Origin of the sequence: Enterocloster alcoholdehydrogenati, from assembly GCF_013282095.1 — a bacterium.
GTDB lineage: Bacteria > Bacillota > Clostridia > Lachnospirales > Lachnospiraceae > Enterocloster > Enterocloster alcoholdehydrogenati.
Genome location: NZ_BLTJ01000001.1, coordinates 32,700 through 55,515, shown reverse-complemented (window position 1 = coordinate 55,515; position 22,816 = coordinate 32,700). Strand labels below are relative to the sequence as shown.

Genomic DNA, 22,816 nt, shown 5'->3' with positions numbered 1-22,816 from the left:
AAATTGATGTATGACGTACACACAATGATGCAAAAAGAATGCAGCGCATGAGGATTTATCTCATATTCTGCATTCTTTTTTTGCCGCGCTATGTCTGTCTGCCGCTTTCCTGAGTTTTTAACCCGGCTCCCGCTTACTCCATCTCCCGGTAAAACCGGTAAACCGTGGTAGTGTCGTACACCTCTCCCGCTTTGAGGATCGGGGACGGAAAATGCGGTTTATGGCAGGCATCTGGAAAATGCTGTGTCTCAAAACAGAAGGCGTGGCGCCCCTGGTAGTGAGCGCCTCCCTTTCCCGGAACGGGATCATTTAAGAAGTTGGCTGTATAAAGCTGTATTCCCGGAAGATCCGTATACGTTTCCATCATACGGCCGCTTTTTGGATCTTTGGCTCTTGCCGCCAGAGAAAGGATGCCTGGATCATGATCCAGCACCCAGTTATGGTCATAGCCATGTCCCAGAATCAGAGCCTCATAGGGTTCATCAATATCCCGGCCCAGGGGTTTCATCTGTGTAAAGTCCATGGGCGTTCCCTCTACCGGCAGGATCTCTCCCGTGGGGATGGATACTTCATCTGCAGGAGTGAACCTTGAGGCAGCCAGCCACACCTCCTGATCCATCACAGAACCGCTGTCATGGCCAGCCAGATTAAAATAGCAGTGGTTGGTAAAATTGGCAACGGTGTCTTTATCACAGATCATACGGTAGCGGATCCGGATGCTGTCATCCTCTGTCAGTGTATAGCTGACCTGAATCGAGGCATTTCCAGGATAGCCCTGGTCTTTATCAGGGCTTTTTAAGGAGAAGGTTACGCAGCTGCCCTCGTCAGTCTCAGACGTCTCGCTTTCCCACAGCCTTCTGTGATACAGATCGGGGGCGCTGTGCAGGTTGTTGGGGCCGTTATTGGCCTCCAGCCTGTAATCAACTCCGTCAATCGTGATCACTGCCCCGCCGATCCGGTTGGCATTCCGGCCAATAATGGCTCCGAAATGGGGATTGTTGGACAGATAGCCTTCCAGGTTATCGTAACCCAGGATCACATCAGCCATCTTTCCATGCCTGTCAGGCACATTCATCGTAACCCAGGTGCCTCCCAGGGTGATAAAGTCCGCGCTGACGCCGTGATGATTGGTCAGTGTATACTTATAAACGTTTTCGCCTGAAGGCATGACGCCAAATACATTTTTGCTGATTGCCATAATATGTTTTACCCCTTCCATGAATGCAGAATGCCCTGGGCCTTCTGCCTATTTTGCTTCAATATAGCCTTTGGCGGCCAAAAACTCTGCACAGAGCACAGCTCCGCCTGCCGCTCCGCGTACGGTGTTGTGGGAAAGCCCAACGAACTTATAATCGTAAAGAGTATCTTCTCTCAGACGGCCCACAGAGATCCCCATGCCGTGTTCAAAATCTACGTCCAGACTTACCTGAGGACGGTTATCTTCTTCCATGTACTGAATAAACTGCTTGGGAGCGCTTGGAAGGCCCAGCTCCTGGGGAAGCCCCTTAAAGCTTACCAGCTTATCGATCAGCTGTTCCCTGGATGCTTTTTTCTTAAATCTTACAAAAACGGCGGCTGTATGGCCGTTTAATACCGGCACACGCAGGCACTGGCAGGTGATGAGGGGAGCTTCCGCCTTTACAATCACGCCGTTTTCAATATGGCCCCAGATGCGCAGCGGTTCCTGTTCGCTCTTTTCTTCCTCTCCGCCGATGTAGGGGATTAAGTTCCCTTCCATCTCCGGCCAGTCTTTGAAGGTCTTGCCGGCTCCGGAAATGGCCTGATATGTAGTAGCTACTACCTCGTAAGGCTCAAATTCTTTCCAGGCAGTCAGCACGGGAGCGTAGCTCTGGATGGAGCAGTTAGGCTTAACGGCGATGAAGCCTCTCTTGGTGCCAAGGCGTTTTTTCTGGTATGGAATCACCTCAAAATGCTCCGGGTTTATCTCCGGGATCACCATGGGAACGTCCGGTGTCCAGCGGTGGGCGCTGTTGTTGGAAACCACAGGAGTCTCCGTTTTTGCGTAAGCCTCCTCAATGGCCTTGATCTCATCCTTTGTCATATCCACTGCGCTGAATACAAAATCAACACCGGCAGCTACCTTTTCTACCTCGTTTACATTCATTACAACCAGCTGCTTAACCGCCTCAGGCATAGGAGTTGCCATCTTCCAGCGGCTGCCTACGGCCTCCTCGTATGTCTTTCCAGCTGATCTTGGGCTGGCTGCCACGGTCACTACCTCAAACCACGGATGATTCTCCAAGAGGGAAATAAATCTCTGTCCTACCATACCTGTTGCGCCTAATATGCCGACTCTTAATTTCTTTTCCATGTCTCGCTCTCCTCATCTTCTCTTTTTCACGCTTTATACGGAGATATTTACCTGCCATTCTCCATACTTAAACCGCTGCCTTTTATCCTATACCAAAGCAGAAAAAAATGCAAGAAGAAATTCGCCTTTTGCGTACATTTGTTTTTCCTGCACGCACATCCATAAAAATCTGTACATCATTCAGGTAAATTTTCAGGCCCTCTTATTTTTTCGTGCCTTTGGCATCCCGTTTGGTGATCCGCATACCGCTTAAGCTGATCTCACGATCCTTATAGGAAATGGAATACGGTTCTTCCCCCAGAAGATAGATCTGTTCCAACTCCTCGTTCTTGGAAAGCCTGATGCCGCGGACGCCGCGGGAGGCTTTTTTAAGCAGGGAAATCTCATCTAATGGAAAACGGAGGAAATATCCTCCTGTGGTCTGTAAAACGACCGTAGCCTCCTGTTTTTCTGTCAGGATCACAGCCTGCACTTCATCGCCCTCCTGAAGCTTGGTCGCAGCTACCATCCGGTTGTTTGTCTCAAATTCCTCTCCCGACACCTGCTTTACCATGGCAAGCCGGGTTGCAAATACCAGCCTTTTTCCCTTTAATGCCTGCGCACAGGTCAAAAGACAGATCCGGTCATTTCTTCCATCGTATTTACTGAGATTTTCCACAGGTACCCCCTTATCCCTGAGCTTGCCGGAAGGGATATCGGAGGCCTTGATCTGATGCAGAATCCCGCCTGCGGTAAAGAGGCAGATCTTGTCCGTGTTCAGACAGCGCTGTACATACACCTGCTCGGTGTCAACCGTCTCCTGATTGCGTTCATAGGTGGTCTTGTCAAGCAGTTTGCAGTAGCCGAAACGGTCCATTACAAAGACGACCTCCTGAACGGGAACGGCATTTTCAACATAGACGGCTTCAGGGCCATCCTCGATCAGGGTACGTCTTTGAAGAGCAAATTCCTCCTTGATGGAAGCCAGATCGTCCTTAATCACCTGATTCATGTTGGCTCTGCTGCTTAATATCTTCTGATAGGAGGCAATCTTTTTTAAGGTCTCCCTGTGATCCTTTTCCAGGGCCAGAATTTCCAGTCCGATCAGCTTATAAAGACGCATTTCCAGGATCGCAGAGGCCTGACGTTCGGTAAAATGCAGTTTTTTTGCATCCTCCTCAAAACCCGGCATACGGAAATGGATGTTTGATACATCTCCGGCAGTCAGGCAGGCCTTCGCATCCTTTAAACTCTTTGACCCCCTTAAAATGGCGATGATCAGATCGATGCAGTCGCAGGCGGCAATCAGGCCTTCCTGAATCTCCTTCTTTTCCAGTTCCTTTTCCAGGAGTACATTGTATTTGCGCTCCGTATTCTGATACTGAAATTCCATGAAGCTGCGCAGGATTCCCTTTAAGCTCAGGGTTTCCGGCCGGCCATCCGCAATCGCCAGCATATTAACGCCAAATGTATCCTCCAGCTTTGTTTTCTTATATAAAATGTTCTTGATCCGGTCAATATCCGCATCCTTGCGCAGTTCCAGCACAATACGGATGCCGTCCTTGTTGGACTGATTGGAAATGTCTACCACATCCGTTAATTTCTTGGATTCCACCAGATCCGCCACATCCACCAGAAACTTATTGATCCCTGCGCCGATCATGGTGTAGGGGATTTCCGTAATGATCAGCTTATCCTTATCTGCCTTGCGCTTGCCAAGCTCCACCTCAAAGCGGCCTCTCAGCTTGATTTTTCCCGCACCGCTTTCATAGATATCCGGCAGTTCGCTTTTGTTGGCAATGATGCCGCCGGTGGGAAAATCCGGGCCAGGCAGATATTCCATCAATTCTGCCGTGGTGGCGGCCGGATTGTCAATATAAGCGCGTACCACATCCACCACCTCTCCCAGGTTATGAGTGGGGATGCTGGTGCTCATACCAACTGCGATTCCCTCTGCACCGTTAACCAGAAGGTTCGGCACCCGTACCGGAAGAACCTCCGGTTCTTTTTCCGTTTCATCATAATTCGGCACAAAACTGACTGTTTTGTCCAGATCCTTTAAATAAACCTCCTGGGCAAATTTCTCCAGTCTGGCCTCAGTATAACGCATGGCTGCGGCCCCGTCTCCCTCGATGGAACCAAAGTTGCCGTGGCCGTCTACCAGGGCCATGCCCTTTTTAAATTCCTGGCTCATGACCACCAGCGTATCGTAGATAGAGCTGTCTCCGTGGGGATGGTATTTACCCATGGTATCGCCTACGATACGCGCCGATTTTCTGTGGGGCTTGTCATGGTCTAAATGCAGCTGGCTCATATCGTAGAGAACCCGGCGCTGAACCGGCTTTAAGCCGTCTCTGGCATCGGGAATCGCTCTCGCTGTGATGACGCTCATGGAGTAATTCATGTAGCTGCGCTGCATTTCTTCGCTGTATTCTGTCCGTAATATCTTTTCTGCCATTTCGTCCTCTCCTGTTATGCGTCGATCTCCGCTTCGTCAGCGTGTTCATAGATAAACTGGCGGCGGGGGCCTACCTCACTGCCCATCAGCATCTCCGTCACCTCAGAAGCCATTCTGGCATCCTCGATCTCTACCCGTTTTAATACCCTCCGTTCCGGGTCAAGGGTGGTTTCCCAGAGCTGCTCAGCATCCATCTCGCCCAGACCCTTGTAGCGCTGCAGGGTAAAATCGCCCTTGTGGCTTCTGCGGTAACGCTCCAGCTCCTTCTCATCATAAAGATACTCTTCCTGTCCCTTTTTAGGGATCACCTTAAACAGCGGCGGCATGGCGATATACACATGGCCGTCGTAGATCAGCTCCGGCATAAAGCGATATAAAAATGTGAGAAGCAGGGTATCAATGTGGCTGCCGTCCACATCCGCATCGGTCATGAGGATGATCTTGTCGTAGCGAAGCTTTGTTATGTCAAAATCATTTCCATAGCCCTCAGAAAATCCGCAGCCGAAGGAATTGATCATGGTCTTGATTTCCGCATTTGCCAGCACCTTGTCCATGGAGGCTTTTTCCACATTTAAGATCTTTCCGCGAATGGGAAGAATGGCCTGATACTGACGGTTTCTGGCCGTCTTTGCGGAGCCGCCGGCGGAATCTCCCTCTACAATGAAGATTTCGCATTTGGAGGCATCCCGGCTTTCGCAGTTAGCCAGCTTTCCGTTGCTGTCAAAGGAAAAACGGGATTTGGTCAGCATATTGGTCTTGGCCTTTTCCTCAGCCCGACGGATCTTAGCGGATTTTTCCGCACAGCCAATGATTCCCTTTAAGACCTCTACATTCCGGTCAAAATACAGCTGGAGTTCGTCTCCCGCTGCCGTAAATACTGCCTTGGTGGCGTCGGCGCTGGCCAGCTTCGTCTTGGTCTGCCCCTCGAAAATGGGATCGGGATGTTTGACGGCGATCACAGCCGTCATGCCGTTTCGGGTATCAGCCCCGGTAAAGTTGGGATCCTTATCCTTTAAAATACCAAGTTCCCTGGCATAGGAGTTGATAAGAGCCGTAAAACGCGTCTTAAAGCCTGCCAGATGAGTGCCGCCTTCCTGGGTAAAGATATTGTTGCAGAAACCAAGGATATTCTCCTCAAAGGTGTCCACAAACTGGATGGCTGCCTCTACCTCTACCCGATCCACGCTGCCTTTAAAATAAATCGGCTCATGAACCGGTGTTTTCCCGGAATTTAACTCCCGCACATAGGCGATGATGCCGTCCGGCTCATGATACGTGACGGACTCTTCCTCGCCGTTTCTGTGGTTTTCATAAAAAATCGTCAGATTGGGATTTAAGTAGGCAGTCTCATGGAGACGGCTCTTTAACCAGTCTGCCTTAAAGCGGGTCTTTTCAAAGATCTCGCCGTCCGGCAGGAAATTGATCTGGGTACCGGTTTCACGGCTTTTGCCTGTCACGGGAAGAAGCCCCTTTTCCAGAGCCACAACCGGAAGTCCCTTTTCATATGCGTCATGATAGATTAGGCCGCCCCGGCTGATCTTTACATCCATATATTCGGAAAGAGCGTTTACCACAGAAGATCCTACGCCGTGAAGGCCGCCGCTGGTTTTATATGCCTCATTGTCGAATTTTCCTCCTGCATGAAGCGTGGAAAGCACTACCCTGGCTGCGGAAACGCCTTTTTTATGCATCTCTACAGGTATGCCGCGTCCGTTGTCCTTTACGGTACAGGAACCATCTTTTTCCAGTTTCACCCAGATCTTAGAGCAGAAACCGGCCAGATGTTCATCTACCGCATTGTCAACGATCTCATAGATCAGATGGTTCAGTCCCTTGGTTCCAACGCCGCCTATGTACATACCCGGACGCTTGCGGACGGCTTCTAAGCCCTCTAAGACGGTGATGCTGTCCGCATTATATTGTTCTGTTGCCATTCTATTCCTCCATAGTCGCGAAGCACGCCCCTTAAAGCTAAGGAGCGTGTCGGTTTATCTCATAGTATTAAACCATATTTAATAAAATATTTCAAGCGTCTCCCTCAATCCCAAGTTTCTTTTCCAGCTCCTCGATCAGGCGCGACAGCTCCGGCCCCGGAGGGTCACCGGTAAAGTCAAGATGGGATAAAAGCTCTAAAATCCGATCCGGCCGACCTCCGATCACAAGGTCTAAATCCATGGCCAGGATGTCTTTTTCCGGATAGGGAAACTCGTTTTTCACAGCCTGGAAACGGGCTTTATAAAGATGTTTCGGATACATGGAATTCTCCTTTTATGAAACGTGAAAGCGTGCAACGAATAGGATTCCTCATTCTCAGCAGATTATGCAGAGCCGCGCGCCAAAAAGATCCTGTGAAAGATGTTATAAGCAGCTGTAAAAAATTTGAAAAACAGGCTTGCAAAAATCGTATAGTGCTGGTATAATGATTTCATCGCGCAGATGTAGTTCATCGGTAGAATATCAGCTTCCCAAGCTGAGGAGGCGGGTTCGATTCCCGTCATCTGCTTTACACCCTTGGCAGGGAGAAACCTTGTATTTATCAGAAAAACTTGGTAAATACAAGGTTTTTTCTTTATTTACACTTATTTTTATGTAACTGCAGAAATTATTTTTCCCCTTTTTACAGCCTAAATGTATCAAAGTATCACACGAATATCACACGATTTTAGTATCCATTAGTATCGCCGTAAGATGTGCCGTATAATTTCAGGAGGCCCCAAACGGCCTCCTTTAATACTGCCTCCTGCCATGCTATCTTTTACGCCTTAAACGAGTGATATCCCTCCTGCCATATCCTCTTTCCAGATTTTTTGCTTTAAAAGCGGCCGCCAAAACGCTCCGCAATCCTCCCCTCTCTGTAAGCTTTTAATAACTGCTCCAGATCCCCGATCTTTTCCTTCAGCTGCTGGCCGGTATCGGTATCTCCCACCAGCTTGCGGCTGGCCGTGCGCTTTACGATGATATCATCGGAATAAATGTCGCTTTCCTGCTCAATGGCGGCCGATCGGGATTCAAAGGGCTCATGAGCAGCCAGAATAAAACCATAAGAATTGTAGATCAGGGTATATCCTGCGATTCCCGTTTCCTTTTGATAGGCCTTGGAAAAGCCTCCGTCGATCACCAGTACCTTACCGCCGCATTTAATGGGATTTTCACCATTTTTAGATTTTACTGGCATATGTCCGTTGATAATGTGACTGTCCTCTCCCTGAAGTCCAAATTCAGCGAGAATCATATCCGCTGTTTTTTCATCCTCAAGATACCGGTAATAGGAGTTCTTTTTTTCTGTGTGGCTCTCCCTGTCAGCTAAAAAATACCGCTCAAAGGTAGCCATCTTATCCTTTCCAAAAAGAGGAGAATTCTCTCCCAGCCATATGTACCACATCAGATCCCGGCCCTTTTTCCTCTCTGCGGCATCCTCTGCCAGAAACCCTCTCCGTATATAGCTTTCCAGCACATCATAGAGTTGACGTCCCTTACAGAGCTCCCCGCAGATCTTAACCTCCTTTAAGCTGCCGTCCTCACAGAGAGGCATACAGCCATGGTAAAGAAGATTTTTGTTATACACTTTATACAGACTGCCTTTGGACAAAAGAAAACGCATATGCTGCTGAAGCTTTTCACAGTTTAAAAACGCCTGCTCCAACCGTTTCATAATAGCCGTTTCTTCTGCCGACAGGCGGTAAGGATCCGCTGGATCCACGGTTGGAAAATACATATCCTTCATGGTGTACTGTTTTCCATCCAGCACAATGGTTCCATTTTCATAATTGATCCGATGGAGAAGCAGCCGGCTCTCCAGATTAAACTCCGGATGTTCTCTGATCAGCTGCCCTTCCACTTTAAACTGAATGACGGAAATCGCCTTGTGCATACGCAGATTCAGTTCTTTTTCTCCGGGACTGCAGGGATGGCTCCCTTTTAAGGCAAAGCAGGAACAGGGATCTTCGCCATACGTCTCCAGGGCAAAGGTAGCCAGAGGCAGCAGGTTGATCCCATAGCCGTCCTCTAAAATATCCAGATTACCGTATCTGGCACAGATACGGATCACATTAGCGATGCAGCCGGGCTGTCCCGCGGCCGCTCCCATCCACAGCACATCATGGTTGCCCCACTGGATATCCAGTGAATGATATTCCATCAGCTTATCCATGATTTTATGCGGGCCAGGCCCCCGATCATAGATATCACCAAGGATGTGCAGGTGATCCACCACCAGTCTTTGAATCAGTTCGCAGAGAGCGACAATGAATTCTCCGGCCCGGCCCACACGTATAATGGTAGCTACAATCGCATTGTAATAGGATTCTTTATCCCGGATATCCGCCTTTTCTGTCATAAGTTCCTCGATCACATAGGCAAATTCCGGCGGAAGGGCCTTTCGCACCTTGGAACGGGTGTATTTGCTGCCGGAACGCTTGCTGACCTCGATCAGGCGGTACAGAGTAATTTTATACCAGTCCTCTTTGTTAGCCGTATGTTCCAGAATCTGGGTCATTTTTTCTCGTGGATAATAGATCAGGGTGGCAAGGCTCCTTTTATCCTCCCGGCACAGGGTATTGCCGAATACATCGTTTACCTTGCGCCGCACGGCTCCGGAGCCGTTTTTAAGCACATGGGAAAAAGCCTCCCACTCCCCGTGGATATCCGTAAGAAAATGCTCCGTTGCTTTCGGCAGGTTCAGTATGGCTTCCAGGTTGATTACTTCTGTGGATGCCGCGGCCACAGTGGGATAAAGCTCTGCCAGCCGTTCTAGATATCGTGTTTTAAGATCCTCCATGTATGCTCTCCTTATTTAATACGCTCTCCTATGATTCCTGGCGTTCCACAAATGTACCCGCTCCCGGATCGATGTGGTCCAACAGCCGGTAGTCATCGGTTCTTGGCGAAAGATTCTTCCTTTTAAGCCGTCTGCAGATGTAGTTGGATACAAGTCGGTAAATTACGGCAAACGCCGGAACGGCAATGATCATTCCCACAAACCCGAAAAGTCCGCCAAATAAGAGGATGGAAAAAAGAACCCAGAAGCTTGGAAGGCCGGTAGAGTCTCCCAGAATCTTTGGCCCAAGAATATTTCCGTCAAACTGCTGGAGCACCAGTACAAAAATCAGGAAGTACAGACATTTCAGCGGGCTTACCAGCAGAATGAGAAAGGCGCTGGGAATCGCGCCGAAAAAAGGCCCGAAAAAGGGGATTACATTGGTAACGCCGATAATCACGCTGATCAGGAGCACATACGGCATATTTAAAAACCTCATGCCGAAAAAACAGAGAATTCCGATGATAAGGGAGTCCAAAAGCTTGCCGGTAATAAAGCCGCCGAATACACGGTGGACGAAACGGATCTCATTTACAATACGGTTTGCTGTCTTTACCTGAAACAGCCCGTAGATAATCTTTTTAGACTGCGCACAAAGAGTTCCTTTGAGGTTCAGAAAATAGATCATAACGATCAGACCGATCAGTATATTTTTTACCACTGTCACAATATTGATCACACCGGTGGAAACGCGGTCAATGATAAGATATATGCTGGGCACCAGGTCTGTGGTCATCCAGGTCTGAAATTTCATCACCGCTTCGTTAAAATGAGGCATGATCGCCTGTTCCAGAGATGGATTGTCCTGGAGCAGTTTGGAAAGCCACAGCGTCAGGTTATTGATATAAACGGTAAGGCTGTCCTGAAATCCCAGGATACTGTCCAGTATCTGAGGAATAATCATCCAGAACAAACCGGAGACAACAAATATAAGAAGGAGCAGGCTTACCAGAGTGGCAGCCATCTTCCCTATACGGTTCCTGACCTTCTGGACCTTAAACAGCCTTACAGTCTTTTTGCAGACAAGGGAATAGGTAAAATTATAGATAGGAAGCATCAGGTAGGCCAAAACGCCTCCATAGATAATAGGCATCAGAATCTTGATGATCATACCGATCACTCCGAAGATATCCGAAGCCTTTGACAGAGCAAAAGCAAAAAGGACGCTGCAGGCAATGACTGCCAGCGCTGTGAGGCCCCAGTTGATATACAGCCGGAATCTTTGGTTTTTCATGTTTGTGTACTCCTGTGATATGTTTTAAAACAGTTCCGGCGTCAAAACCGAAAGCCTGTTTCTAAACAAGTATATCATGGTTCCCGTATTCTCACAATGCAGGGAAGGATTTTCATAAAAAGTTAATAATGCCATGAGTGTAACAGGCAAAGAATATGGTATAATGAATTTAAGAATGCAAGAATGTGTTCATCCCCATTGGGGAAAGCGCATCATTTGCGAAAGAAAGGATTTCCTTATGTCATACATCATAAAAATGGCCCTGGATATCAAAGCGGGGTTTGAACCGCCGGCCAATATGTCCTCTCCTATTGAAGCCTATTGTGCAGTCGGAACTATCGCCAGGGCTATGGGCCTTGAATGCCCGGAACGAAAAGACACTCTTTTTGAAATGCGTCAGGCATTAAGAGAGGCGATCGAGGGAAAGGAATTTCCCAGTACCAGGATCGAAAAAATCACACGGATCCTTATGAGCTTTATCCGAAATGAAGCTACCACAGACCAGATGATGGAATATACCCTATATGGGTATGAAAACGAAGGGGCCGGCCGCTGAACAAAGCTTTATGCGGCTGACCCCTTCTGCCGAGAATCCTTACCTGTCATTCCCGGCAGTTTCCATCTGACAGGTTACTGCCGTTTGGTGATTTTTTCATTTCGTATATACTCATATCCGCGCAGCATCCGCATCAGTTCCAGTGCGCTTCGGAAGGAAACAAATTTTCCTTTTTGGCAGGCTCCCTTCATACGTCCCTGCATACTGGAAAACTGACGCTGATGGATTTCAATCACTAAGGTTTCATATGCTTTTGCCGCTAATGACATAAATTTATCCATTTCCTGAATGTCCGAACACGTTTTCAGCGGAGCATATACCTGATTCAGCATCTGTTTTTCGTATGTTTTTCTCATATGCTCATCCAAAAACCGCATCTCGGTTGTTGCCATGGGTCTGGACAGCCTGGTGCATAAGATATCAATTTTCAGTGCCATATCCAGTATGCCGCAAAACGCTACTGGCTCCTTTAAATAAAAATTCACGATATTTCCGCTTAATTCCCCGCACCTGTTTTTAATACAAATGAGAAATACGCTCATACAGTTTGTGTTTGCCAGCGCCAGAAACTCACTCATTTCCATATTGTCACCTTATTTGTAGTCAAATGAATTTATTTTATCCCATACCGCACAATTTTGTTTAGGGTGTTTCCTGAATCCAGGCGCCGTTTCCATCAGTTGGGTATCCGTCAGGCGTTATTTCATTTATGTACAAAGATCCCAATGGGCGGCTGCTGGGATTTGTATATTCCCAATGCTTTGATGTTTGATTAAACGTCCAGGTCTGCTGCCTGTTGTCTGCCGTCAGATAATACCATATTCCGTCAATCTTCTGCCATCCAAGCATCATGGCACCATTAAGTGGGCTCAGATAATACCATCTGCCGTCGTTTTCATCATGGTGCCATCCCCTCATCATCCGTCCGAACCAGCCGTCATGTACATCTGACAGGAAATACCATTTTTCTGTACTCTCATCCAGGAACCAGCCGCTGTCCATAACGCCGTCACCGTCAAAATGATATGTATCTATCCGGGTATTTCCGTTGTATGTATAACGGATATTGGCCCAGCTGTCCTTTAAGCGTGTTCCGTTGTTTAACACAAATGCCCATTGATGTTCAGCCTGGTTAAAATGATCCCATCTTCCGTTGATCCCTTCCGAATAGGTACGGTAGCCATTTCCCGCACTGCTGCCTGGGCCAAAGCCTGCCGATCCGCGAAAACTGCCTGAATGGCCTCCTCCGGAGCCGCCGGATCCTCCATTGCTTCCCGGATGGTCGGTTCCCCCATTGTTATCCGGGGTATCCGTGCCGCCATTATTATCTGGAGTATCCGTTCCTCCATTATCATCTGGTATATCGGTTCCTCCATTGCTGACACGGTTCACTACAGCCTCAAGGGCGTTAAAAGCGTCCTCCAGTTCATCCACAGAAGGCCTTGGAAGCCGATTGAGCACTTCAACCGCCTCCGTCACTGCCTGAGTCAGAGCCTCTTTATCTTCATCACTTACAGATCCGTTGTTCTTTAAGGCGTTTGCCGTATTGATCTCCTGCTGCAGCTTTTCCTTTGCTTCCTGCCATAAGGTATCATCTTCCGGCTCATAAACAGCATATAATTCCAGATCCTGTTCCACAGGCTCCGAGGTATCATACATACGTCCTCCTGCCGGACGCTTTGACAGACCGGCAAACTCATATATGATACCGGTGGCCGAATCCCTATAGCCTTCGTGAATGTCCAGAGCCATGTAATCTGCGGAGTCATTGAGAGACTGACCGTCTTTTACCCTGAAGGTATGAACCTGTCCCCTGCTGGTGTCTATGACAGTTACATCATAGGCTTTGTAATAGCTGAATACCAGCGTATCACCAACATTGGCTTCAAAAGCAAAACTTCCGGTAAATGTGCCGGTTTCATTTGGATCTGGTGTAAGCTCTACTTCCTCACAGGCTGCACTGCCTTCTTCCTCTCCAAAATGAATCTTCCATAACCGGTATTCCATATTGCCCAGAATACTGGTATCCAGTTTTCCTAAAACTTTTATTCCAGGTGTCCGATCCGCCCCCTCTGCCAACGGTTTGTTGATGCCGTCTGCTTTACGCGAAAGCCCTATATCCAGACTCCACGGTATTTTCACATTGTCTGCGTCATTCAATTCCTGCTTCACCGCCTCCGAAGCAGATGCCACCGGAGCATGGCGGTTAAACTTCACTGTGTAAGCTATGCGCGTTCCATTTGCAAGGGCGATTCTGTCCTGTTCATTGTCAATCAGATGTTCTGTCAGCTCCTGAAGCGTTTCATCTGATTTATCCAGAGCAAATACGCCATTTTTAGGTGAATAATCCACAGATGCATTAGATGAGGTGGCGATTGAAGAGGGCCTATATACTGCCTGTATGATCACATCGCCCTCCATCATTTGAACCGCCTGATTTCTTCTGGTTGGATATGAAATATCCAAAGTTCCAATCTGCACTTCCCACTTCTCAAATGGGTTCCCCAGGTGATTCGTGTTTTCTGCGGAAATATAGATCTCATCTCCTGCTTTTACCTGAACTTTCTCTGCATACGCATCAATATCCAGCGCTTCTCCGTTTCTCATAACAGACTCCACATAGCCTCCGTTTACGGCCTGAAAGGTATACGTGCGTTCCTGCGCTGAAGAATCGGCTACCATTACCTGGCTTCCGTTTAACAGACGGTCTGACGGTGCGTCAGCATTATCTGCCGGTTTCGCTACTACTGTGTAGGACGAATTGGGCTCAAGCTTTATAAGCTGTGCTGTCAGCGGACTGCCTGATGGGCTTACCCAGCCGTCCTCACTTCCATCCTGACTGATAACATTTCCATCCATATCAAGAACTGCGTATACTGTATTGACCGCCGCAGGACGGATCACAATCTTCTTTCTGCCCTCTGTTTCGTCATCTGCCGTTGAATAGTTTTTCCCAAGAGCGGGAACGGTCACCCGGGCAGGCTGACTGATAAGGGACGGATCTATCGTATCGGTCAGTATATCTCCCACAATCGGAGCTGCACTTTCTGCCATTTCGTATACATAATAGCTGTCGCAGGGGAAAAGCCCTTCAAAGCGCCAATGGCCAAGCTGCTCTCCTGTCATGACTGCTATAATATGTCCTTCTCTGTCTGTGAGAGCGTACTTGCGGGCTCCATTAGCTCCGCTTATCTGGATCTGTCCCATGCCGTCATTCCCGATGCTTCCGGTTCCGTCCGGGATACACAGGATGCCATCATCCCCTCCCACAGGGGCAAAACGCGCTCTGTATGTCTGGTCTGACAGTATCTGCATATCGGAATCTGTGATCCTGCTGCCGTTTTCATCAAACCAGCCGATAAACATATAATTGCTGTCCGGCATAACCTGGGGCAGTGAAATCCGGGCCCATTGGGTACCCTTTGCGATGTGTACTCTCCTGGTTCCTGAGATAGTGCCATGGTTTCCGCTTTCAAAGCTGATATCACACCACTGTCCTGGATCCTCTGTGAAATCCGCATAAAGCTTTAGATTTCCCGTCAACTCTACCGCTGCATTCAGCGCGTCCCCAACTTTACCTGTGCCGGAGGAATTGGCCTTATACCAGCCGTTAAATATGTAATGTTCTTCTGGAGAAGGAGTGATCCCGTCTGTAAGCTCATCTATGGAGTGAACGCCCAAACGGAAGGAACGGGGGCTGCTGTCCCCTGACAGACTTCCATGTTCGCTGCTGTAGTAGTTTACCCTGCTCCACTGAGTTGTGTCATTCAGATCTTCATTATAGGTGATTGTGACAGTGCCGCCTGTTAAATCTGTCTTAAAATCCAGTGTGGACGCCGTCTGATCCAGGCTGATATCAGTGAAATTTCCATCCCATTCAATATTAGGCGGATAGGTATATCCTGCTTTGCGCTCCACAGGTATAGTCACCGTTTCGGCTGGAGATACTTCCCGTACTTCCGGTTCAGCCAGAATATTGTTATGGTTATCAATCCGATGAATCGTTACACGGGTTACATAGGAAGGATCCATATCGTAGGTATATACTACCGTTACCGGCTGATTAGGCATTTTCCCCGTGAAATTTTTCTGGGTGTCAAATGTACAGCCTGCGGTCCGCGCAGAATAAATTCCTCTTCCCGGAAGGTCATCTATATCTCCGCTTCCCGCTTTTATCTGTGCTCCTGAAAGCGTATATGCCTCAAGCTGCATTGGTGCTGCGGATATCTGCGACTCCGCGGAATAGAGGTGACTTTCCGGGGAATGGATTGCACGGCCCTGTCTGTCCACATATTCCACACGCAGGGCAAACTTTTTGGAGGGATCCGGCTCATATCTGAATGCTGCTGTCAGATCATCGTTCGGCATATTTCCACGGACAGATCGCGTAGATGTATTGAGAGTTGCGGATTCTTCCAGAGTGCCATGGCCGGAGGCATCGTCAAAGCGGCGCACTTTATTATTTTTAATCAGTATGGACGCAATCTTATACCCCGGTATGTTTCTCTTATAGGTTGCAGAAACTGCCGTATCCGCCGTCACTCTGTCCGTCCAGCTTCCGTTATTGAAAAATTCATAGATCTGGCTGTCTCCTATATCAGCCCATGCGCCTGGATCCGTTCCGTCTGTATTGGAATTTCTGTCTGGATTCAGATCCCGGTAATGCATGACAGTAAATGTAAACTGGCTGGATGTATCTCCCTTCCAGCGGGCCTCATACGTTGTAGATGAACGGTACGGAAATCCATAGGGGAGATATGCCATCTTGTTTCCTTCTTCATTGTACCAGCCGTCGAATACATATCCTGGCCAGTGCAGATCCGAATCAAACGCAGGCAGTACCGGTCGGTCGCCGGAACCCAGGTTTTCGACGGCGATTCCATTAAAATCTCCAGATTCTGTCAGCGGATGTCCCGCCTGACCTGTGGCATAGGTAATTCTGTTTTCTGTTCTTGGCACATTTTTGTAGTTGGAATGTGACAGATCCGGTCCTTCCTGGGGATCAAAACGTATTTCTGCCGGATCTCCATAATCCAGCGCATATACGGACGCAGGCGGCGCGGCCATGGTAAAAACCATGGCGGTCGCCAAAAGCTGCGTCAAATATGCCTTTATCTTATTTGTCCGTTTCATAAAACCTCCTACTGCTCTTTTAAGGCCCCGTCAGCTCCGACCAGATACCCGTCCGGCGTCATCTCATTGCTGTACATGGAACCAAGCGGCCTTTGCCGGTTCTGCATATAAACCCATTTTTCGGAGCTGTAATCATATGAGTATGTTGCTGTAGTATTACTTGGTGTGAAGAAGTACCATTTCCCTTCAATTTTCTTCCATCCCACTGCCATCTGGCCTGTAGCCGGATCCAGATAATACCAGTGCTTATCCGCCTCATCATAATGCCAGCCTGTTTTCATTTTTCCCAGCCAGCCGTCTTTCACTGTGTTGCAGTAATACCAGTTCATATGCTCGTCTCTGAACCAGCCGTAATCCATGATTCCGCTTGAATTAAAGTGATACCAGCCGCTCTGATTTACATTGTTGTTGGCATAATCCAGCTTTGCCCATATACCGGTTAAACGTATCCCGCCGTTTAGAACAAACGCCCATTTATCATTGTTTTGATCCAGCAGTACCCAATTTCCGTTTGTTCCGACCTCATAGCTTTTGCTCGTTTCTGCTATATAAGGGGCAGGAACCGAAACCGGTCCAGATCCGACTGTTTTTGATCCCCCTCCGGATCCTCCTTTTGAACTGCCGGATCCTCCATGGCTTCCGCTGCCCCAGCCATCGCCGCCGGATGTACCTCCACTGTTTCCGCCGTTCTGGATCTTGTTATAATGGTCATACCGCTCTTTCAGGATCTTATCAAACGGCTCACAAATTGCGTTTAGATTATCCAGCGCTTCCTGAAGCTCCTCAAGGGTGGCCCCAGGGCCTGTCTTGTCAAACACATCCATTGCTTTTTCAACGGCTTCTTTTATCTTTTCTGTTTCCTTCAATGTCAGAAAATAATCATCAGATTTTCCTACCGCTTCCTTGATCGCATCCTCCAGCTGCTTTCGGATATCATTGATTTCACTGCGGTTATCATCATAAAATGCATATACATAGGTCTTTCTTTTGATTTTCCTGTCTGGTTCAAAGTCTTTCAGGCGGTCTTGCCGATAACTCCATCCAACATAGTTAAATTCTACCCCTTCATGATCGACAAATGTGTCCGTCGGTGTCTCTACCTGGCCATATTCAAAAGAATATGTTCCATCTCCCGGCGCCTCACCCCGACGTACCTTAAAATGATATCTGTATCTGGGGTTTTCTTTATTATTGATGAAATAAACTTTGTATGCCTTTGAATATACGAGCACGTACCGCATACCTGCCTGGGCTGTGAATGAGAAGAGCCCTCCTGTCGTCTCCGGATCGTCAGACATATCTACCAGGTCTACTGTCATATCTGAGCTGTCCGGATCCTCAGAGATGGAAAACAGCTGATAATCCATCATATCCACGTGTTCTCTATCCAGCTGTACATATGTATTAAATGCTGCATCCGATGGCGAGGCAACTCCGGTTTTTCGGCCATTCACATACCGTTCAATATCTACATTTAATCCCCAGGCTCCCTGGTATGCTGACTCATGATTTCTGTCATAATAAGATGACTGTTTCACTGCATTGGACTCAGTAGCCCTGACGGTATTTTTTCTGTATACCACTTTATATGTCACATCTGCATGGTTCACATCCATAAGAACCCGATCCTCATCGGTTGTAAGTTCTTCCTCTAAGTCTCCAATTTCATTTGGATCCAAAGCCATCTCATGTTTATTTCCACCCCGCACCTCATCTATAACAGATGCGTTGCTGGGCGTTGCTGTTCTTTGCTCATAATAAGCGGTCATCACCACATTGGTATCCGGCATGGTAAACGTCACATCTGAATGGGGTATGGTTTCCTCCATTCCAGGCACTGTACCAATGGTTATCTTCCAGTAAAGGAAACGCCGGCCATTTCCATCCATATCCTCAGCGTGGAGCGCTACCTCATCGCCTTTGTGAACCTGATCATATCTGGGTGTATCTAATTCCTCTCCGTTAACTGAATGAACCAGGCCATTGACTGCCTCCGCTACATAACCAGGTATATCCAGCTCTCCTCCCGGATCGGTACTTATGCAGGTTCCGTCTTCCCGTTTACTTTCCGCTGTAATATCTGAAACACCATGTGGTCTTGCTACCACTACATATTCTTCATTATAATTCAGACCTGAGAAGGAAATACCTGCAGGCTGACTTTCCCTGACGGACTGCCAGCCTCCCGTTCCTGTCTCAGGAGCCATGACCACGTTTCCGTCCTTATCCAAAAGAGCATAATCAGAGTCAGTATCAGCGGGCTTAATGACAAGAACGGTCTTTCCTTCATTCTCCTCATCATAAAGTATCTGGTAATTCGTCTCCACAACAGGAACTAATATTTCCGCAGGATCGCTTATAATTCCGGTTACACTGTCAATGGGCTGTCCTGGCTGCGCCTGTGTTGTCCCGGCTGCTTCATATACAAGATACCGCGTTCCTGGATACAGATCTTCAAAATATACCCGTCCGGATATATTTCCCCTCGCAACCTCTAAAATATTGCCGTCCAAATCTGTGATGATATACTGATATCCCCGGATCGTTCCATAGGCAGTCACTTTCCCCTTTCCCTGGGTATCAATTCCGGCCGAAGCATCCGGCACTGTCACATCCGTTCCAAAAACAGCAGGGTCGGGATAGAATCGTATCGTATAGACAGCTCCGTCTGTAAGGCGGTTTTCATTCTCCATTGGCGTATTTTCGTGATACCATCCATCCGTCAGGTAGTTAATTTCAGCTGTATAAGAAGGCAGATCGCCGGCAATTTCACCCCAGGTATGGTCGTATGGGATATGGAGGCTGGATACCTCTCCGCCATCAAGGGAGCCATGCTCTCCTGCTGCAAACTTAATATTGATCCACTGATTTGGATCCTCACCAAAGTATGCAACTACTGTGACAGAATCGGTGAAACGGCTGTCGGCTGTAAGCAGTTTCTCGTCTCCGTCCTTTATTCCGTTTTCGTTATAATCAATAAACCACCCTTCAAAGCGGTAATAGGGAGCAGCTGATGGTTCCGGCGCCAGTTTCCTGTTCAGTATATCATCCCAGGTATAGCTTTCTGAAGCCCCCTCGGCCGTTCCGTCATTTTTCAGGACAGACGTTCTATAAATGCCTGCTGAAAGCTCTGTCACGTCCGCAGATGTTTCATTTCCTCTGCGCAGGGTTCCATGCTCACCTGCTTTATAGGTCAGATCCGCCCACTTTGACCGATCTCTGCTGTATTTATAGGAAACAGACAGTCTGTCATTGGGCATGAAGCCGCTGAAACGATTCTCACCGTCAAAGGTTCCTGCCGATGCGGGATCGGCGTTCCTGGACTGCAGCTGATAGCCATACAGGTTCCTGGCCTCCGCAGTTACGGCGGTATCGGCTGTTATATTTTGGGTATAGGGTCCTGTGATGTTTTTCAGGCGGGTATCCTGGGTATCATTATCAAGGTAGTCGATTCTGTACTCGTAGCCCTCAGTTGTCCCTTCATACAGATAGGTGATTTCCACCGGCTGATTGGGCATGGTTCCTGTAAATTTTCCATTTTCATCAAAGCTGCCCTGTAAAGCGCTGACTAAATTTCCATCTGCAGTATCCCCATTATTTCCGGCAGTAATTCCTGCGGTCAGAAAACGATAGCCATATACGTCCACAGGTACCGACGTGATGGTATCCTCCGGGAACACATTCTGTACCACAGGTGCATGAACCTCTGTACCATTTTCTGTCACATATTTTACTGTAAATGCAGATCTCGCATTTGGATTGCCGCGGTCTACCTGATATCCATATTTTACAGCTGCGTCCTGTCCCGGCATTTTGCCGCTGAATGCGCCCGTACCTCCATCAAAGCGTCCAAAAGGCACAGCTCCCTGTCCGTTCCCATAATCGTATGCAGAGGGGCTCATAGAAGAATCTGCAAGGCTCCATACATATCCGTGTATATTCTTTTTGGCGGACTGGATCTCTGCTTCTACGCTATAGGCATCCTCTGATGTAGTGGACTGAAATATGACAGAGCCATCCTCGTTTGTATAATCTACCGTATAGTCAAACTTCACATTGCTGTCCGGCATGAAAATCGCATAATAAGTAAGGGGATTTTCAGGGAATACCGACGGAAGGCTGTCTATGACCTGTGGATTTTCTCTGTCATTTACTGTACTCCATCCAATGAAACGGTAGCCGTAGCGGCTGATGCTGGGCAAAAGGGCATTGACATTTTCTCCAATAGAACCGGTCAGAGTCTGGGGCTGCGGGGTTCCGCCATTGGCCTCAAACGCAATCGATCCGTTATTTCTGGTATATTCATAGATGATTGTTACATCCTGTCCCGGCATCGTTCCGGTCACCTTGCCAAAATCTGCGGCACCTGTATCTGTCTGTGCAGACAGCGTATTTTCGCCGCCCTGGTCAATCACAACACCTGCAAGTGTGTATCCGGTAATGGCAGAGGGTGGGTTTACCGCAACTGCATCCCCTCCCGCATATGACAGGGATATATGTTCCGGCTCGCCATTTACAGCGCCGCCTGTAGCAGAATCCCGGTATACAAAGGATACGGTATATCCATTTCGCCTTAACACAGTATTTCTTCCGTTCCCCAGACCTGGGGTTCCAGCGCTTGTGTAAACGTTGGGATTTCCATCCCCTCCATCGGCTGTAAAATTATCCGCAAAAGGACACGAATCATCCGTTTTTGGGTAATCGTCGGACGGCACGGCAATCTTTACCTCCTGACCTTCCTCAGAGGCAATTCCGCCTGGTGAGGCGGCGGGAAGCTGCTCAGTTGTAACGCCGATCCGGGATATATCCAAATCATTCTTAACCGTTATATATTTTCCCTGCGCCAGGTATACGTTTGCTTTCTTTCCGGAGGGAGTCACATTATCAGATATCTGATTTCTGTTGCTGACCTCAAATCTGCCTGAGGCATTATAATAAACAGCCCCCTTTCCGGCAGAAATATTTCCGGAAACAGTCCCGAAATTCAAAGAGAGTCCTGCGCTTCCTGTCACATTGACAGCGCTTCCCTGGCTTGACTCACTGCCGCGGCAGTTCGTAATGGCAGAACCGCTGTTAAGCTCCAGTCTGCCGGATGAAACATCAATCAGCGGATCCGAACTCTCCTGATGATTTCCATCCAGAATGATGTCTGTCAGCTTTAGGGAAGGGCCTGATACATGAAACAGCGGGCCCGTGTAGCCATCTGTGCGGCGCAGACTTTTCATATAATCCTCATCCTCATTCTTTGGATTTCCGTCATGATCATAGTCTGTACTGGCAATGGTGATATCCTTCTGAGCGCTGCCGGTCACCTGGATTGCAGATGAAATATCCTGATAATCCATTACATAAATATACCCCTTGTTGTCTCCTATTTTCTCAAGCGCATACTCAATGGTTTTAAAGGGGCTGCTGTAGGTGCCTTCTGCGCTGGCAGTATCCTGTCCGTACTGTTCTGATACATAATAGGAGGTGTCTCTGATTGCAAACGCTACTCTTCTGTGGATCGTCTCATAAGGATGAAGCTGGAATTTCCATGAATAGGCCATTCCTGAATCTGTACCTCTTACTACATTCTCCGCGCTTTCATTAAAAACATTTGTTCCCCAGTTGCTATAATGTCCAATCCATCTGGTATCAGGAGGCGTCACACCCAGACTGCTGTCATTGGTGATACAGTCAAATGTAGTTTTGACATATTGGTTTACCATGTGGAATCCACGGCTATTTTTAGAGATAACAGCAGAATCATCCTCCCGGGTTCCTCCGATCATTACATCTGTTCCGGTTCCCAGCCTGATTTCCCTTCCAGCCGATCCGCCCTGGCCGTTTTTATCATAAACATAGTAATCTACAAATACATATTTATTATCCGGACTTGGGGATACGGCGATCTTTATCTCTATGCCATATGCATCCAGAGTCTGTACCCCGCCGTTTGCAGAGCCTCCGATCATCTGCCTGGCCCCCGTCCCAACCTGAAAAAAGGTTGCATATCCTCCATTTCTATAAGAAGTTTTAATGCTTGCCTGATCATAGCTTTGCTGTCCCGCCCGCAGGCCTCTGAGGTCAAAACGCCAGGATTTTTCTCTGCTGTCTGCTGTTCCCTGTCCTGTCACATAGTCCTCTTTCCAGGTATATGCAGTTGCCTCACTGGCGCCATTTCCCAGGTCTTGATCTTGCAATTCCGTAGATGCATATGCCAGCATATCGGGCCGCCACAGAGCCATTCCGGTAATCATGCATACAGCCAGAACCATGGCAGTCAGACGCTTATATAATCTATGTATGCTGCTGTTCATTTGTTC

General features: G+C 48.1%; 11 protein-coding genes and 1 tRNA gene. 2 read left to right on the top strand and 10 right to left on the bottom strand.

Translation table 11 applies throughout. The features are described from left to right. Window positions 1-133: 133 nt before the first annotated feature. The 5 genes from HW447_RS00255 to HW447_RS00235 all read right to left on the bottom strand — a co-directional run bounded on the left by HW447_RS00255 (window position 134) and on the right by HW447_RS00235 (window position 7,025). Window positions 134-1,198 carry an aldose epimerase family protein gene (locus HW447_RS00255; RefSeq protein WP_176253324.1) on the bottom strand — a complete coding sequence of 355 codons (1,065 nt, stop codon included), beginning with the start codon at window positions 1,196-1,198 and terminating at the stop codon, window positions 134-136. 48 nt (window positions 1,199-1,246) lie between these two features. Next, window positions 1,247-2,332: an aspartate-semialdehyde dehydrogenase gene (gene asd, locus HW447_RS00250; protein WP_176253323.1), complete on the bottom strand. Its 1,086-nt coding sequence runs from the start codon at window positions 2,330-2,332 to the stop codon at window positions 1,247-1,249. Window positions 2,333-2,534: 202 nt separating this feature from the next. Further along, entirely contained in the window at window positions 2,535-4,769 is a 2,235-nt protein-coding gene (locus tag HW447_RS00245; protein ID WP_176253322.1) for a DNA gyrase/topoisomerase IV subunit A, read from the bottom strand. Between the two features lie 14 nt (window positions 4,770-4,783). Continuing rightward, complete coding sequence (locus tag HW447_RS00240) at window positions 4,784-6,703, bottom strand: DNA gyrase/topoisomerase IV subunit B (RefSeq protein WP_176253321.1); 1,920 nt, start codon at window positions 6,701-6,703, stop codon at window positions 4,784-4,786. A 91-nt stretch (window positions 6,704-6,794) separates the two neighbouring features. Further along, complete coding sequence (locus tag HW447_RS00235) at window positions 6,795-7,025, bottom strand: hypothetical protein (RefSeq protein ID WP_176253320.1); 231 nt, start codon at window positions 7,023-7,025, stop codon at window positions 6,795-6,797. Window positions 7,026-7,201: 176 nt separating this feature from the next. Here HW447_RS00235 and HW447_RS00230 point away from each other — a divergent pair. Continuing rightward, window positions 7,202-7,272: transfer RNA gene (locus HW447_RS00230), tRNA-Gly, on the top strand. Between the two features lie 309 nt (window positions 7,273-7,581). Here the strand turns inward: HW447_RS00230 and HW447_RS00225 are convergent. Both HW447_RS00225 and HW447_RS00220 read right to left on the bottom strand, forming a co-directional pair. After that, complete coding sequence (locus HW447_RS00225; RefSeq protein ID WP_176253319.1) at window positions 7,582-9,546, bottom strand: fructose-1,6-bisphosphatase; 1,965 nt, start codon at window positions 9,544-9,546, stop codon at window positions 7,582-7,584. A 28-nt stretch (window positions 9,547-9,574) separates the two neighbouring features. Next, window positions 9,575-10,819 carry an AI-2E family transporter gene (locus tag HW447_RS00220; protein ID WP_176253318.1) on the bottom strand — a complete coding sequence of 415 codons (1,245 nt, stop codon included), beginning with the start codon at window positions 10,817-10,819 and terminating at the stop codon, window positions 9,575-9,577. A gap of 238 nt (window positions 10,820-11,057) precedes the next feature. On the opposite strand from HW447_RS00220, the gene HW447_RS00215 reads away from it, so the two are divergent. Then, complete coding sequence (locus HW447_RS00215; RefSeq protein WP_176253317.1) at window positions 11,058-11,375, top strand: DUF3837 family protein; 318 nt, start codon at window positions 11,058-11,060, stop codon at window positions 11,373-11,375. Between the two features lie 74 nt (window positions 11,376-11,449). Here the strand turns inward: HW447_RS00215 and HW447_RS00210 are convergent, their stop codons facing one another. The 3 genes from HW447_RS00210 to HW447_RS00200 all read right to left on the bottom strand — a co-directional run bounded on the left by HW447_RS00210 (window position 11,450) and on the right by HW447_RS00200 (window position 22,810). After that, window positions 11,450-11,953, bottom strand: a complete 504-nt coding sequence (locus HW447_RS00210; protein ID WP_243176162.1) for a hypothetical protein — start codon at window positions 11,951-11,953, stop codon at window positions 11,450-11,452. 64 nt (window positions 11,954-12,017) lie between these two features. Further along, complete coding sequence (locus tag HW447_RS00205; protein WP_176253315.1) at window positions 12,018-16,508, bottom strand: N-acetylmuramoyl-L-alanine amidase family protein; 4,491 nt, start codon at window positions 16,506-16,508, stop codon at window positions 12,018-12,020. Window positions 16,509-16,516: 8 nt separating this feature from the next. Continuing rightward, a complete protein-coding gene (locus HW447_RS00200; protein WP_176253314.1) occupies window positions 16,517-22,810 on the bottom strand; it encodes an InlB B-repeat-containing protein in 6,294 nt (2,097 codons plus the stop codon). Between the last annotated feature and the right edge of the window lie 6 nt (window positions 22,811-22,816).

Excerpts from the sequence above, each read along its gene's own strand:
- HW447_RS00255 (WP_176253324.1), bottom strand. The coding sequence starts at position 1,198 with ATGGCAATCAGCAAAAATGTATTTGGCGTCATGCCTTCAGGCGAAAAC.
- asd (WP_176253323.1), bottom strand. The coding sequence starts at position 2,332 with ATGGAAAAGAAATTAAGAGTCGGCATATTAGGCGCAACAGGTATGGTA.
- HW447_RS00245 (WP_176253322.1), bottom strand. The coding sequence starts at position 4,769 with ATGGCAGAAAAGATATTACGGACAGAATACAGCGAAGAAATGCAGCGC.
- HW447_RS00240 (WP_176253321.1), bottom strand. The coding sequence starts at position 6,703 with ATGGCAACAGAACAATATAATGCGGACAGCATCACCGTCTTAGAGGGC.
- HW447_RS00235 (WP_176253320.1), bottom strand. The coding sequence starts at position 7,025 with ATGTATCCGAAACATCTTTATAAAGCCCGTTTCCAGGCTGTGAAAAAC.
- HW447_RS00225 (WP_176253319.1), bottom strand. The coding sequence starts at position 9,546 with ATGGAGGATCTTAAAACACGATATCTAGAACGGCTGGCAGAGCTTTAT.
- HW447_RS00220 (WP_176253318.1), bottom strand. The coding sequence starts at position 10,819 with ATGAAAAACCAAAGATTCCGGCTGTATATCAACTGGGGCCTCACAGCG.
- HW447_RS00215 (WP_176253317.1), top strand. The coding sequence starts at position 11,058 with ATGTCATACATCATAAAAATGGCCCTGGATATCAAAGCGGGGTTTGAA.
- HW447_RS00210 (WP_243176162.1), bottom strand. The coding sequence starts at position 11,953 with ATGAGTGAGTTTCTGGCGCTGGCAAACACAAACTGTATGAGCGTATTT.
- HW447_RS00205 (WP_176253315.1), bottom strand. The coding sequence starts at position 16,508 with ATGAAACGGACAAATAAGATAAAGGCATATTTGACGCAGCTTTTGGCG.
- HW447_RS00200 (WP_176253314.1), bottom strand. The coding sequence starts at position 22,810 with ATGAACAGCAGCATACATAGATTATATAAGCGTCTGACTGCCATGGTT.